Raw genomic sequence first — 12,728 nt, forward strand, 5'->3', positions numbered from 1 at the left:
GGCGGCCGGACAGTCTATGCAAGACTTGCTGGCCTCATCGCTGGCAAGCCAGCTGCTACAGAATCGGGGCCTGTCGCAGGGCGGGTGTTGTTCGCCCTGTCGAGGCCTGTCGGCAGCTAGCGCTCGATCGCCAGTGCCACGCCTTGCCCGCCGCCGATACACAAGGTCGCCAGACCTTTTTTCGCATCGCGCTTGAGCATTTCATGCAACAGCGTCACCAGTACCCGGCAGCCCGATGCGCCGATCGGGTGACCCAGGGCAATCGCACCGCCATTGACGTTGACCTTGGCCGCGTCCCAACCCAGTTCCTTGCCCACCGACAACGCCTGGGCGGCGAACGCTTCGTTAGCCTCGATCAGATCCAACTGGTCGAGGGACCAGCCGGCCTTGTCCAGGCAACGACGGGTAGCACTGACCGGGCCGATGCCCATGATCGCCGGGTCGACGCCCGCGTTGGCATAAGCCGCGATCTTCGCCAGCACCGGCAGGCCCAGGGCCTTGGCCTTGGCGGCGCTCATCAGGATCACGGCGGCGGCCCCGTCGTTCAGCGACGAGGCGTTACCGGCGGTGACCGTGCCGTCTTTCTTGAACGCCGGCTTGAGCTTGCCCAGCGACTCGGCGGTGGTCCCGGCGCGTGGTTGCTCGTCGGTGGCGAAGGCCACCGGATCGCCCTTGCGCTGGGGAATCAGGATCGGGGTGATTTCGTCGACGAAACGCCCGGCTTCAATGGCGGCAACGGCTTTCTGCTGGGACGCGGCGGCAAACTCATCCTGGGCTTCACGACTGATATCGTACTTGGCCACCAGGTTCTCGGCGGTGATGCCCATGTGGTAATCGTTGAACGCATCCCACAGGCCGTCGCTGATCATGGTATCGACGATCTGCGCGTGCCCCATGCGCAGGCCGGTGCGGGCACCGGGCATCACGTAGTTGGACAGGCTCATGTTCTCCTGGCCACCGGCGATGATCACCTCGGCATCGCCGCAGCGAATCGCCTGGGTCGCCAGGTGCAGGGCCTTGAGGCCCGAGCCGCAGACCTTGTTCAGGGTCATGGCCGGCACCGCGTGGGGCAGGCCGGCCTTGATCGCGGCCTGGCGCGCGGGGTTCTGCCCGGCACCGGCGGTCAGCACCTGGCCCATGATCACTTCATCGACCAGCGCACCGTCCAGGCCGGTCTGTGCCAGCAACTGGCGGATCACCGCGGCGCCCAGGTCCACTGCGGAGATATTCGCCAGCGAACCCTGGAAACTGCCCACCGCCGTACGGGTGGCGGCCACAATCACTACATCTTGCATCGCTTCATTCCTCATCAGGAAAACTGCATTTCAGGCACGTGGTCGGGAACGATCAGTTTACCCGCGGTCTTGCTGACAATCTCTTCGACGCTGACGCCAGGCGCTCGCTCCTTGAGAATGAACGCGCCGTTTTCGATTTCCAGGTAGGCCAGGTCGGTCAAGACGCGCTTGATGCAGCGCGCGCCGGTCAGCGGCAGGCTGCAGCGCGACAGCAGTTTCGACTCACCGTCCTTGGACGCATGGGTCATGGTGACGATGATGTTGTCCGCGCCGGCCACCAGGTCCATGGCACCGCCCATGCCCTTGACCAGTTTGCCGGGGATCATCCAGGAGGCGATGTTGCCCTCGACGTCGACTTCAAAGGCGCCGAGTACCGTCAGGTCGATATGGCCGCCGCGAATCATCGCGAAGGACTCGGCGGAGGAAAAGATCGACGCGCCGATACGGGCGGTGACGGTTTGTTTGCCGGCGTTGATCATGTCGGCATCGACTTCGTCATCGGTCGGAAAGGCGCCCATGCCGAGCAGGCCGTTTTCCGATTGCAGCATGACTTCCATGCCGGCGGGGATGTAGTTGGCGACCAGGGTCGGAATGCCGATGCCCAGGTTCACGTAGTAGCCGTCCTGCATTTCGCGGGCGACGCGCTGGGCCATTTGTTCGCGGGAAAGTGCCATGTTCTTGTTCTCCGTTAGTCGAGGGAAGGGCCGGGGTTCACTTGCGCACGGTGCGTTGTTCGATGCGCTTTTCGAACGTGCCGCAGATGACCCGGTCGACATAGATACCCGGGGTGTGGATCTGCGATGGTTCCAGCTCGCCGGGTTCGACGATTTCCTCGACTTCGACCACGGTGATCTTGCCGGCGGTCGCAGCCAGCGGGTTGAAGTTCTGGGCGGTGTGGCGATAGATGACATTGCCGAAATGGTCGGCTTTCCAGCCTTTGACAATGGCGAAATCACCGGTGATGGACTCTTCCATCAGGTACGGACGGCCGTTGAACTCACGGGTTTCCTTGCCGTCGGCGACCGGGGTGCCGACCCCGGTGGCGGTGAAGAAAGCCGGGATACCGGCACCGCCGGCGCGCATTTTTTCGGCCAGGGTGCCTTGGGGGGTCAGCACCACTTCGATTTCACCGCTGAGCAGCTGTTTTTCGAAGAGGGCGTTTTCGCCGACATAGGAGGCGACCACCTTGCGGATCTGCCGGTCTTCCAGCAGCACGCCGAGGCCGAAGCCGTCGACGCCGCAGTTGTTGGAAACCACGGTCAGGTCGCGGGTGCCCTTGCGCTTGATCTCCGCGATCAGGTTCTCGGGAATGCCACACAGGCCGAAGCCGCCACTCAGGACCGTCATGCCATCCTCGAGCCCGGCCAGGGCTTCTTCATAGGAAGACACGCGTTTATCGAAACCTGCCATATGCACCATCCTCTTGTTGTTTGTCGGACTCGCCGTTGGAGGTGAGTGTTGCTCCGGAAGATATATTTGTTAAGTTGATTTTTAGGGTCGATTGATTGATAAAGATCAAGAATGCCCTTTTCTCCAGTAGAGACCTCGTTCATGACCGTTAAACAGCTTAGGGCCTTTCTGGCCGTTGCCCAGAGCCTGAGTTTCGCCGTGGCGGGCGAGCGTCTCTATTTGTCGCAATCGGCCCTGAGCCTGACCATCAAGGCCCTTGAAGAAGGCCTGGGCGGGCGACTGTTCAGCCGCAATACCCGCAATGTCGCCCTGACCCCGGAAGGCGAGGTCCTGGTGCCCCTGGCCCGGCGCCTGATCGCCGACTGGGACAATGCCGAGGACGAACTGCGCCAGCGTTTCACCTTGCAGCGCGGTCGCGTGACCCTGGCCGCCATGCCGTCATTCGCCGGTAACCTGCTACCACCGATCCTCAAGACCTTCCGTGCACGCTATCCCCAGGTCAATGTCACGGTCAACGACGTGATCAACGAGCAGGTCCTTGAAATGGTCCGTGATGGCCAGGTGGAACTGGGGGTGGCCTTCGAACCGCAGCAGGGCTCGTCGCTGGCGTTCACGCCGCTGTATATCGACCGTTTCGTCGCGGTGGTGCCGGCGGATTCGCCCTGGGTCGACCAGGCTGAGATCGATTGGCCCACCTTGTTGACGCAGCCCTTCATTACCTTGCAGCGCCCGTCCACGGTGCGGGTGATGCTGGAGGAGCATCTGCGGGCGCGGGATATGAGCTTGCCGGTGGAGTTCGAGAGCCATCAACTGGCGACAGTGGGGCGCATGGTCGCCAGTGGGCTGGGGGTGAGTGCGGTGCCGGCGTTGTGTGTCGGGCAGATGCGCGAGCTGGGCGCGCGTTGCATCACCTTGTGCGATCCGGTGGTCGAGCGGGCCATTGGCGTGCTGACCAAACCTGGTCATGAGCTGTCGGCGGCGGCCCAGGCATTGTTCGATGTGTTACAGGAGGAAAAATTAAGTTACTTGAATTTCGAAAAATAACTGCTTTGCGTGTGGACCTTTTCCGGCGATGCGCAATCATTACCCCATGAATATCCGAAGGAGGTGTGTATGTTCATCCGGTCTTTGACCCTCGCTGTACTGTCCATCGTTGCTACAAGTCCCGTCTGGGCGGCCGATGAGCCGTCTCCGCTGGCCCAGGATCTGGGAAAAAACCGTCCGTTGATCGTGATTGCGCCGAGTACGGTGGATCCCACATTGGTCAGTCTGAAGAAGGCGATCGAGGATCCGGCCAACAAGAAGGACATCGACGATCGTCAACTGGTGCTCTACGAAGTGGCCCAGACCGTCGGCAAGCGTGCGGGCAAATGGATGGAGCAGCCGGCCACCATGGCGCTGATTCGCGGGCTCAAGCTGGGGGTCACGCCGGAGGACAAGTCCACGGTGATCCTGGTGGGCAAGGACGGCGAGCAGAAGGTCCTCGAACACGATGGGCCGATTGCATTCAAGGATGTGCTCAGTGCGGTCGATGCGTTGCCGGCCTCGGAGAAAGCCACTGTCGCGCCTGCGCCAGCGGCGCCGCCGGAAGCCAAGCCGGCCAAGGGGGCGAAAGGTGCCAAGGCCGAGAAGGCCGGTAAGGCGGCAACACCGCCCAAGGATCTGGAAGACTGATGTCGGGCAGCATTGATCGGGATTAGTCCATAAGAGGCGATGGCCATGTCGGGCGTTCACAAAGCAGCACAACTCGGTTTCAGCGCTGAAGCCAAAACCTATGCCCACGGGCGCCCTGACTATCCGGCCGAGATGTTGTCGTGGCTGCGCGATACCCTGGGTATTGCGCCGGGCGGGCAGGTGATCGACCTCGGTGCCGGCACCGGCAAGTTCACTCGCTTGCTTGAGGCGACCGGAGCGACGATAACGGCCATCGAGCCGGTCGAGGCGATGCGTGCCGAGTTGGTCGCGCGCCTGCCGGCGGTCCGGGCGCTGTCGGGGACTGCCGATGCGATACCGCTGGAGTCCGGGGTTGGCGACGCGCTGCTGTGTGCCCAGGCGTTTCACTGGTTTGCCCATGAGACGGCGCTTGCCGAGATTCACCGGGTACTCAAGCCGGGCGGACGGCTCGGGCTGGTGTGGAACGTGCGTGACGAGTCGGTTGACTGGGTCGCGGCCATTACCCGGATCATTACGCCTTACGAGGGCGATACTCCGCGTTTTCACACGGGGGCCTGGCGTAAACCGTTCAACGGCCGCTACTTCTCGGCGCCGGAACTGAGCTGTTTTGGGTACAGTCATGTGGGGACGCCCGAGGAAGTCATCATCGACCGCTTTCTGTCGGTCAGTTTTATTGCGGCATTGCCCGCGGCGGAAAAGGCACAGGTCACCGAGCAGCTTCAGACCCTGATTCAAACCCATCCGGCCTTGCGCGGCCAAGAGACCATCGCCTTTCCTTATCGGACCGAGGCGTATCGCTGCATTCGCCTGGACTGATACCGGCTGGTCAGCTTGACGCCCGCTGGTTAGGATCGTGCCTTGTCGTGGTTCATGGTCAAGGAGCGGGTATGAAGGGCAGCTGTGCTTGCGGGGCCGTCGAATATGAAATCGACGCTATCGATATGCCGATCGGGCATTGTCATTGCCACACCTGTCGCAAGACCCACGCGGCGGCGTTTGTGAGCACTGCCGGGGTCAAACGTGAGCATTTTCGCTGGCTCAAGGGTCAGGAAACCCTGACCGCCTATGAATCCTCGCCGGGCAAGCTACGCTATTTCTGCTCGCGGTGCGGTTCGCATCTGATGGCCGAAAGGCCGCATCTGCCCGTAGTGATTGTGCGTGTCGCGACCCTGGATGAGGATCCGGGCCTGCTGGCCGAGCATCACATCTGGGTATCCCATGATGTGCCATGGCTGCGTTATGAAGGCGTGGTCGAGCATTCGGAGTGGCAGCCGGGACGCTGACTGAAGGCCTGCGCGCTAATCTGCATGTGTGATCCACACCGTCCGCATGGCACGATGGTTATAACGTTAGATTATATTTATATAAAGAGTCATAACGTTAGCCGCTATGCTGCCCGCCAGATTTTTATGTCGTCTCGCTAGATTCTCCAGGGCTTGCTAATGGATGTCGGTAATTTCGGTTTTGTCGTTGCAGGCTTGGTGGTCGGTTTTATTGTCGGGATGACCGGCGTCGGTGGCGGCTCGTTGATGACGCCGATCCTGCTGTGGTTCGGCATCAACCCGGCCACCGCCGTGGGCACGGACCTGCTCTACGCCGCGATCACCAAGTCCGGTGGCGTTCTGGTTCACCGGAAAAATGACAATATCGACTGGAAAATTACCGGCTGGCTGACCCTGGGCAGCGTACCGGCGGTGTTGTTGACCTTGTGGTTTCTGAGCAGCCTGCACACCGCGCCCGAAGCCTTGAACAGCATCATCAAGCAGTCGCTGGGTTTCGTGCTGTTGCTGACGGCACTGGCGGTGCTGTTCAAGAACAAGTTGCTGGCGTTTGCCCATCGGCGTGGTGTCGATCACTCGAAGATCAGTGACTCGAAGTTGAACGGGCTGACGGTATTGACCGGCCTGATCCTCGGCACCATGGTTGCCTTGACCTCCATTGGTGCCGGTGCCCTGGGTACGGTGGCCTTGTTTATCCTCTATCCGTTCCTGCCGACCCGGCGTCTGGTGGGTACGGAAATCGCCCACGCGGTGCCGCTGACCCTGGTTGCAGGCCTGGGGCACGCGAGCATGGGCAATATGAACTGGGAACTGCTGGGCTTCCTGCTGATGGGCTCGCTGCCGGGGATCTACATCGGCAGCCATCTGGCGGGACGGGTGCCGGATAACCTCTTGCGGCCGTGCCTGGCGGTCATGCTGTTTTCCATCGGCTACAAGCTGGTGTTCTGATCGCTATCGGTTGAATCCGGCCAGCAAGGCGTCCAGCAGACTGCGCACGGCAGGCACCATGCCCCGCCGGGAAGGGTAGATCGCGTGCAGGCTGCCGCTGGGCGATGGGCAGTCGGGCAGTATCTGCACCAGACGGCCCTGCATCAGATCGTTCTGAACCAGGCTTGTCGGCAGCTGCGCTATACCGATTCCCCTCAAGGTTGCTTGCAGCAGTGTCTCCAGGTCATCGGTGGCCAACCTTGGCTGGTGGGTCAACACGACGGGGTGCGGCGCCTGGAAATGCCATTGATATTTATCGTTGGTGTTGGCCATGGCCAGGGTTGGCATACGCGCCAGGTGGTCCAGTTGAGTGAGCGGTGCATGCTGTGCCAACAAGGCCGGACTCGCAACCAGAATGCGCTGGGAGGTCAGCAGCGGCAGCAGCGTCAACTCGGAGTCATCCAATGGCAGCAGGCGTACGCGCAGGGCGATATCCAGGCCCTCCTCGATGACATCGACACGCCGGTTGGTTGCATCGAGCATGATCCGCACCGCCGGATTGTCCACCAGGTATTGCGCCAGAATGGCCCTGGCTCCCATCTGCAAGACCCCCAATGGGCAACTGATTCGGACCACGCCCTGTGGCGAAGCGCGGGTTTGGTCGATGGCTGTCTTTGCCGCCCGGGCTTCCTCCACCAGGGCCACGCAGTGCTGGTGAAACAGGCGGCCGGCATCGGTCAGGGAAACCCGTCGCGAATTGCGATTGAGCAGGCGTACGCCCAATTCCGTTTCGAGTGCACTGACACGGCGGCTGAGCTTCGAGGTTTGCAGTCCCATCGCCTTCGCCGCCGCTGTAAACCCGCCGTGATCCACCACCTTGGCGAACAGGTACATATTGTTCAAATCCGTCAGAGGGTCCATTGCCGGTCTCGTGCTGGTTTTATCGTTCTATTTTCTACAAGGTAGCGTTGCTTTTACAGCAGTTCTTCTTGGTTTGTTTCAAATTTATGCTCTTTAACGCGGCAATCAGCCGCTTTTTCAGGAGCTGAAATGTTAGAGCATCGATTCAAGTCCGACCTCGGCGGCGGCGACTATGGCTGGCTCAAGGCCCGCCATCATTTCAACGTAACGGCCGATGGCAATCCCGCGCACCGTCCGCTGGGGGCGCTGGTGGTCTGGAATGACGACGAGATTGCGCCAGGCACCGGTTTCCCGATGCATGGCCACGAAAGCATGGAGATCGTTTCCTACGTGCTGGAAGGTGCGGTGAGCCATCAAGACAGTGTCGGCGGACAAGGCCGTACCGAGGCCGGTGACGTGCAGGTGATGAGTGCCGGGACCGGCATTCGACATCAAGAGCGCAATGAGGGTGACGTTCCGTTAAGACTGTTCCAGATCTGGTTGCGGCCGCGGGAAAACGGTGGACTGCCCAACTGGGGTATGCGGCCTTTTCCCAAGTCTGATCGGGCCGGCCAATGGGTCGTGTTGGCCAGTGGAATGCCTGACGATGAAAGCGCTCTGCCGATCCGCGCCAACGCTCGTGTGCTGGGGGCGACTCTTAAGGCCGGCCAGAGCCTGAGCCAATGTTGTTCGACTACTCGCCAGGGTTATCTGGTGCCGGTGCTCGGCGCGGTGAAGGTCAATGGCGAAAGGGTCGAAGCGGGGGACGGGATTGCCATGAGCGAGGAGTCGATGCTTGTTGTCGAGGCTATCGAGGATACCGAAGTCGTATTGGTCGAGGTGTTTTGAGCATGAAGACGATCATCATGACCGGCGGGACTTTCGGTCTGGGGGAGGCGACAGCAACGCAACTGAGCGCCACCCCCGGCACCCAGTTGATCCTTGGCGGGCGAGAAACCCGTTTGCCGCTGGAGCTGGCGAGCTTGAGCCGTGTCAGGCAATTCGCCAGGCAGGTGCTTGAGACGCTGGGCAAGACGAAGATCAACGCCCTGGTGCTCAATGCCGGACTCAGCTTTCCCAAGGCGGCGCGCACGGTGGACGGCTACGAGACCACCTTTGCGGTCAATCATCTGGGCCACTATCTGCTGCTGCGTCTGCTGGCGCCGGCGTTGGCGCGAGAGGCCATTGTGGTGATCACCACCAGTAACACCCATGACCCGATGTTCAGTCCGGTTGCGCCGTTTCCCTTTGTCGATGCGCAACAGCTGGCGCAGTTGGACCTTGGGAAAGGCGCGCAGGGTGGTGTGGCGTTCGAGCCCGGGTTTCGCGCCTACGCCACCTCGAAGTTGTGCAATCTGCTGACGGCCCGTGCCTTCGCGGCTTCAGCCGAGGTCAAGGCACGCCGTTTGCGGGTTATCGCTTACAACCCGGGTTATATCCCCGGCACAGGGCTGGGGCGTAACTTGCCTGTTGGGGCGTTGCCTGCGCCGGCCATGGCATTGAGTCCCTATTTTGCCGATGTCATGCGCATACAAGCCGGGGAGTTCCTGGCCGATCTGGCGTTGGGGCGGATTGTCCCGCCGAGAGGGCGGTTGTATGCGTCCCTGGTGAGAGGTGAGCTGACTTGGCCGCAGCCGTCCGAATTGGCTCGTCGTGATGATGTGGCGCAGCAACTGTGGAATGACAGTGCAGTGTTGGTGGGGATGGACAGCCCGGCGCCTGCACTTGTCATGTGAAATTTGCGAACGTAACCGCTTGATGTTTGCAGCCATTAGTTGTTCTAAGAGTGTGCGTGAGTGATCCGTCTGGTGAAGAAATCAACGGCATGTTGCCGAGTACCTACCGCCTGCAGTGTCGCTGCCGGGTCGAGTCCGAAGCGTTTTGCGGAACCTGTGACCAGGCTTTTTTGAAGATCGTTGAGCGCCGCAGTCGGCGATGGCTGCGCGAAGGTAGTCGCAGCCGGCGCTGATATAGGGGGTAAATCAACACGAGGTGTATTCAGGGTGAGCAACTGATTGAGCGTCGGCGCATTCGCAATCCGCTTGCTGGTGAGCATGTCCTGCGCCGGGATGCCGATCCAGTCGCGCAAGGTGGCCAGAATACTGGTGTGATCGTACGGTGCATTCGGGGTGTCCGATCTGAACACCGTACCGGCCTGGATGTAGGGTGAGACCACCACTGTTGGCACGCGTACGCCAAAACGCGTGAAGTCGAAGCCGTTACCATCAAGCGGACGGGCCTGGTCAGGTGGAGTTGCATTGAATGGCGGGGTGACATGGTCGAAACAACCACCGTGCTCGTCGTAGGTGATGACAAGCAAGGTCTGGTTCCAGCCCTTCGATGTACTGACGGCGTTCCAGATTGAATACAGAAAGGCTTCGCCCGCTTGAACATCATGAGGGGGATGCTGGTCGTTAGGGTCGACCAGAAAGCTGGGCTCGATAAACGAATAGCGTGGCAGCGAGTTGGTCTGGCATGCATCCAGAAACGCGGAAAAACCTCTGAAGTGGGGACTCAACATGGGGTCCCATAATTTCGGGAACATCGTCCGGGTCAGCGAGGGGGTGAGGATGGTATTGCTGTAGACGCCCCAACTGCATCCGATCGATCCCAGGACGTTGAAGATGGTGGGGACATCCCAGGCGAATGGATCGGGAGGCGTGCCATTGTCCACATTGCCATTGGACGTCCCGGCGTGAGCAAAGGCGCGGTTAGGCCAGGTCTGGCTGGGCACGGAGGCGAACCAGGCATCGGAAACCGCATAGGCGCGGGCCAATTTGGCCAATACCGGCAGCTGCGCCGGGCTGTAGCATTGCATGATCTGATCGGGATTGGCGGTTTTCGTGGTGGTGTAATTGTCGACAAAGCCCATGGGCGGCGTATTGTCGGGGCTGACTGGACCGTCTCTGAACAGCTGGTAGGTGACGTTGGCAAAGGTTTCTTGCGGATCGGGGTCTGGAACCTGAAAACCGCTGGCCTGCAGGGTCACTGCCACATGACGCGCAGGGGTGGAGTTCGAGCAGGGGTTGGACATGCCAGGTTGCAGGCCGTCAAATCGAGGGGCGCTGGTCGCCGGCAAGACCTGCGACGGTGGGCTGTCATTTGGATAGAGCCAGCCAAGCATCGTATCCAGTGAGCGGTTTTCCAGCATGACAACGACGACATGTTCAATTTGATTCATGGCTTTCACCGTCAGTGATCAATTGTATGTCTTGCGAAGTGCTATCTCACGCCTCCTACGGCCCGGTATGCGGCCGCTCCATACGCCACCGCCAGGGCGCCACCTATGATATTGACCAACAATAGCACTCCTGCAAGCAGTAGGGCCCGTCCCCATGATCTAGAGTGCGACGCTTTGAAAAGGTCAATCTTGGTCCTTTGACCGTTATGAACTATGACTTGTGGCAAGCCGAGCACCGTGAGCAGCCGGTCGTGGATCGTCTGGTTGCTGCCTGAGCCCCTATTGGCAAATGATCCTACGCCGAAAATGCACCATCCCTGCTGATGGATTAGGCTTGTTATTCGACTCCGACACGATGAAAAAAGAGCATTGCCAAGACGTAAGTGGAGGCCGATGATGGATCGTATAACTCAACTGTTCATACGCGTTGCACCGCAATGCCTGGCGACCACCCGACAACCGGAGTCCGATCATGAATGAACAAACCTGCGCCTGCCCGCACTGTACCTGCAAGGTTGGTGAGCATGCAGTCGTGCGTCATGGTAAGCACTACTGCTGCCAGGCGTGCGCCGACCATCACCCGAATGGTGAACCTTGCACGGCTTCAAAATGCCACTGTGCAGACAAACCTAAGTAAAAGTTACATCTTTCTTGGTTGCGCAATACGCCTCAAGTTCTTTGCTACGTACGGCGACCAGATTCTCCTGTTCACTGCGTCGCTGACACGGCTTTTTTGGTGGTATAGCCAGGCACACCCTGAAGCTGCGCGGATAGCCAAGGAGCAGGGGATCGGTATTCGGCCAAGGTCAACTTAAAGGGCTTTTCGGTATTTACTGCAATGGCAGCATCATTGTGATCGGTGAGACGCCGGGGCAGGGGATGAAGCCTGCGTGCCGGGCATAAAAGTCTGCGAGCCGGTCATTCAGGGGATGGACCAGAACGGCTGTTGAGCCCACCGTTTCGGAGGCGCTGATACAGCGTTCGATTGCATCCTGTAGTAGATCGATAGCATAACCGTTGCCCTGAGCGACGAGACTGATGCCGATCCGACCGATGATGGTAACGGGATGCTGTCCCGGCGAATTACGTTGCCGACTCTTCGGTACCACGGACGCGCGCATGGCCGACCCGTTGGATAGGGTGTAGTAGCCGATGACCTTCTGGGTACCTTTGAGACAAATCACATAGACCACCGCGTGTTTAGCGGCCTGGGCTTTATGTGCTTTTTTGACGAGGTACTCATTGATCGAGCTTTCACCACAATCGAAATCGTTCAGATCGTGCTGCTCGTTTAGCTTTGCGGGAGCGCTCAGCTCCAGCGTTTTGGCCTTGCCAGGAGTTTTTGCAGGCACTGGTTCCCTCGCACCGGGTTGTCTTCCAAAGCTTTCTCGAATGAGTCAAACGCGTCCTCATCGAGTACGAACAACCGCTTGTCCAAGATGACCTCTTCAGCTTTCTGGCAGGCTGCTTCCAGAATGAAGCTGGTACGGTCACGGCCTGACAAGGCAGCAGCGATATCAATCAAATTTCGTTTCTTGATGTCTGCCCGCATATTGATAGGTACGGGCTTTTCTTTCGTCGGTTCTGGCTGGCTGGTCTTCAGCATCATGAAACCCTCTATGGGGGCGCTCTCTGTCGTCGGCAGGTGGAGCAGACCTGCGGCACAATCGTAGCATTCCTGTGTATCAGATGTAAGTGCTGTGTATCTCATTGATATACGGTCTCTGCGGTGAATTGTGTTCGATCGTTGATGCCAGCCAAGCGTTGATGCGTGCTTAGATTGCACTCGGAGCTTGAGGGCGTCCACACATCGAAACCTGCTGAAACAAAGGCTTTGCGCAGTGATCAGACACAAACAAAAAAGCCCTGAACAGGTTCAGGGCTTTCCGGTGTTTCAGTCTATTCACCCAAGGTGAACAGCCGCATCAATCCCAGCTCAACGCCCCACCAGTCTGATACTCGATCACCCGTGTCTCGAAGAAGTTCTTCTCTTTCTTCAAGTCCATGATCTCGCTCATCCATGGGAACGGGTTGGTGGTCCCCGGGTACTCTTCCTTCAAA

At 59.6% G+C, this 12,728-nt stretch carries 15 protein-coding genes and 1 pseudogene; 8 read left to right on the plus strand and 8 right to left on the minus strand.

Annotated features, from left to right (window positions below):
- Nucleotides 1–116: 116 nt before the first annotated feature.
- From M5C56_RS32050 to M5C56_RS32060, 3 genes are read right to left on the minus strand one after another with little or no spacing between them, the layout of a single operon-like run.
- A complete protein-coding gene (locus M5C56_RS32050; RefSeq protein ID WP_103499278.1) occupies nt 117–1,295 on the minus strand; it encodes an acetyl-CoA C-acetyltransferase in 1,179 nt (392 codons plus the stop codon).
- A 14-nt stretch (nt 1,296–1,309) separates the two neighbouring features.
- Entirely contained in the window at nt 1,310–1,969 is a 660-nt protein-coding gene (locus M5C56_RS32055; RefSeq protein ID WP_100943506.1) for a CoA transferase subunit B, read from the minus strand.
- A 37-nt stretch (nt 1,970–2,006) separates the two neighbouring features.
- On the minus strand, nt 2,007–2,705 hold the full coding sequence (locus tag M5C56_RS32060) for a CoA transferase subunit A (RefSeq protein ID WP_103499279.1): 699 nt from the start codon (nt 2,703–2,705) through the stop codon (nt 2,007–2,009).
- 141 nt (nt 2,706–2,846) lie between these two features.
- Between M5C56_RS32060 and M5C56_RS32065 the strand changes: the two genes are divergently transcribed.
- The 5 genes from M5C56_RS32065 to M5C56_RS32085 all read left to right on the plus strand — a co-directional run bounded on the left by M5C56_RS32065 (nt 2,847) and on the right by M5C56_RS32085 (nt 6,607).
- A complete protein-coding gene (locus tag M5C56_RS32065; protein WP_103499280.1) occupies nt 2,847–3,749 on the plus strand; it encodes a LysR family transcriptional regulator in 903 nt (300 codons plus the stop codon).
- A 69-nt stretch (nt 3,750–3,818) separates the two neighbouring features.
- Nucleotides 3,819–4,379 carry a DUF4174 domain-containing protein gene (locus M5C56_RS32070; protein ID WP_103499281.1) on the plus strand — a complete coding sequence of 187 codons (561 nt, stop codon included), beginning with the start codon at nt 3,819–3,821 and terminating at the stop codon, nt 4,377–4,379.
- 45 nt (nt 4,380–4,424) lie between these two features.
- The gene (locus M5C56_RS32075; protein WP_103499287.1) at nt 4,425–5,195 is read left to right on the plus strand and encodes a class I SAM-dependent methyltransferase; all 771 of its coding nucleotides are present in this window, start codon (nt 4,425–4,427) and stop codon (nt 5,193–5,195) included.
- 71 nt (nt 5,196–5,266) lie between these two features.
- Entirely contained in the window at nt 5,267–5,662 is a 396-nt protein-coding gene (locus M5C56_RS32080) for a GFA family protein (protein ID WP_103499282.1), read from the plus strand.
- Nucleotides 5,663–5,821: 159 nt separating this feature from the next.
- Entirely contained in the window at nt 5,822–6,607 is a 786-nt protein-coding gene (locus M5C56_RS32085; RefSeq protein WP_103499283.1) for a sulfite exporter TauE/SafE family protein, read from the plus strand.
- Nucleotides 6,608–6,610: 3 nt separating this feature from the next.
- Here M5C56_RS32085 and M5C56_RS32090 read toward each other — a convergent pair whose 3' ends face one another.
- Complete coding sequence (locus M5C56_RS32090) at nt 6,611–7,507, minus strand: LysR family transcriptional regulator (protein WP_103499284.1); 897 nt, start codon at nt 7,505–7,507, stop codon at nt 6,611–6,613.
- 129 nt (nt 7,508–7,636) lie between these two features.
- Between M5C56_RS32090 and M5C56_RS32095 the strand changes: the two genes are divergently transcribed.
- Nucleotides 7,637–8,335, plus strand: coding sequence for a pirin family protein (locus tag M5C56_RS32095; RefSeq protein ID WP_103499285.1), 699 nt, complete (start codon nt 7,637–7,639; stop codon nt 8,333–8,335).
- Between the two features lie 2 nt (nt 8,336–8,337).
- On the plus strand, nt 8,338–9,222 hold the full coding sequence (locus M5C56_RS32100) for an SDR family NAD(P)-dependent oxidoreductase (protein WP_103499286.1): 885 nt from the start codon (nt 8,338–8,340) through the stop codon (nt 9,220–9,222).
- A 44-nt stretch (nt 9,223–9,266) separates the two neighbouring features.
- Here M5C56_RS32100 and M5C56_RS32105 read toward each other — a convergent pair whose 3' ends face one another.
- Nucleotides 9,267–10,667, minus strand: a complete 1,401-nt coding sequence (locus M5C56_RS32105) for an alkaline phosphatase family protein (protein WP_103499288.1) — start codon at nt 10,665–10,667, stop codon at nt 9,267–9,269.
- A 472-nt stretch (nt 10,668–11,139) separates the two neighbouring features.
- On the opposite strand from M5C56_RS32105, the gene M5C56_RS32110 reads away from it, so the two are divergent.
- On the plus strand, nt 11,140–11,304 hold the full coding sequence (locus M5C56_RS32110) for a metallothionein (RefSeq protein ID WP_100943706.1): 165 nt from the start codon (nt 11,140–11,142) through the stop codon (nt 11,302–11,304).
- 193 nt (nt 11,305–11,497) lie between these two features.
- On the opposite strand, the gene M5C56_RS32115 is transcribed toward M5C56_RS32110, so the two are convergent.
- From M5C56_RS32115 to M5C56_RS32125, 3 genes and pseudogenes are all read right to left on the minus strand, one after another.
- On the minus strand, nt 11,498–12,019 hold the full coding sequence (locus M5C56_RS32115; protein ID WP_247263497.1) for a GNAT family N-acetyltransferase: 522 nt from the start codon (nt 12,017–12,019) through the stop codon (nt 11,498–11,500).
- A complete protein-coding gene (locus M5C56_RS32120; protein WP_247263498.1) occupies nt 11,977–12,276 on the minus strand; it encodes a DUF1778 domain-containing protein in 300 nt (99 codons plus the stop codon). Before M5C56_RS32120 ends, M5C56_RS32115 begins: the two co-directional genes overlap by 43 nt.
- A 316-nt stretch (nt 12,277–12,592) precedes the next feature.
- Nucleotides 12,593–12,728: pseudogene (locus M5C56_RS32125) on the minus strand (ribonucleotide-diphosphate reductase subunit beta); the annotation flags it as partial.

Origin of the sequence: Pseudomonas sp. MWU13-2862 (assembly GCF_023242495.1) — a bacterium.
Classification (GTDB): Bacteria; Pseudomonadota; Gammaproteobacteria; order Pseudomonadales; family Pseudomonadaceae; genus Aquipseudomonas; species Aquipseudomonas gingeri_D.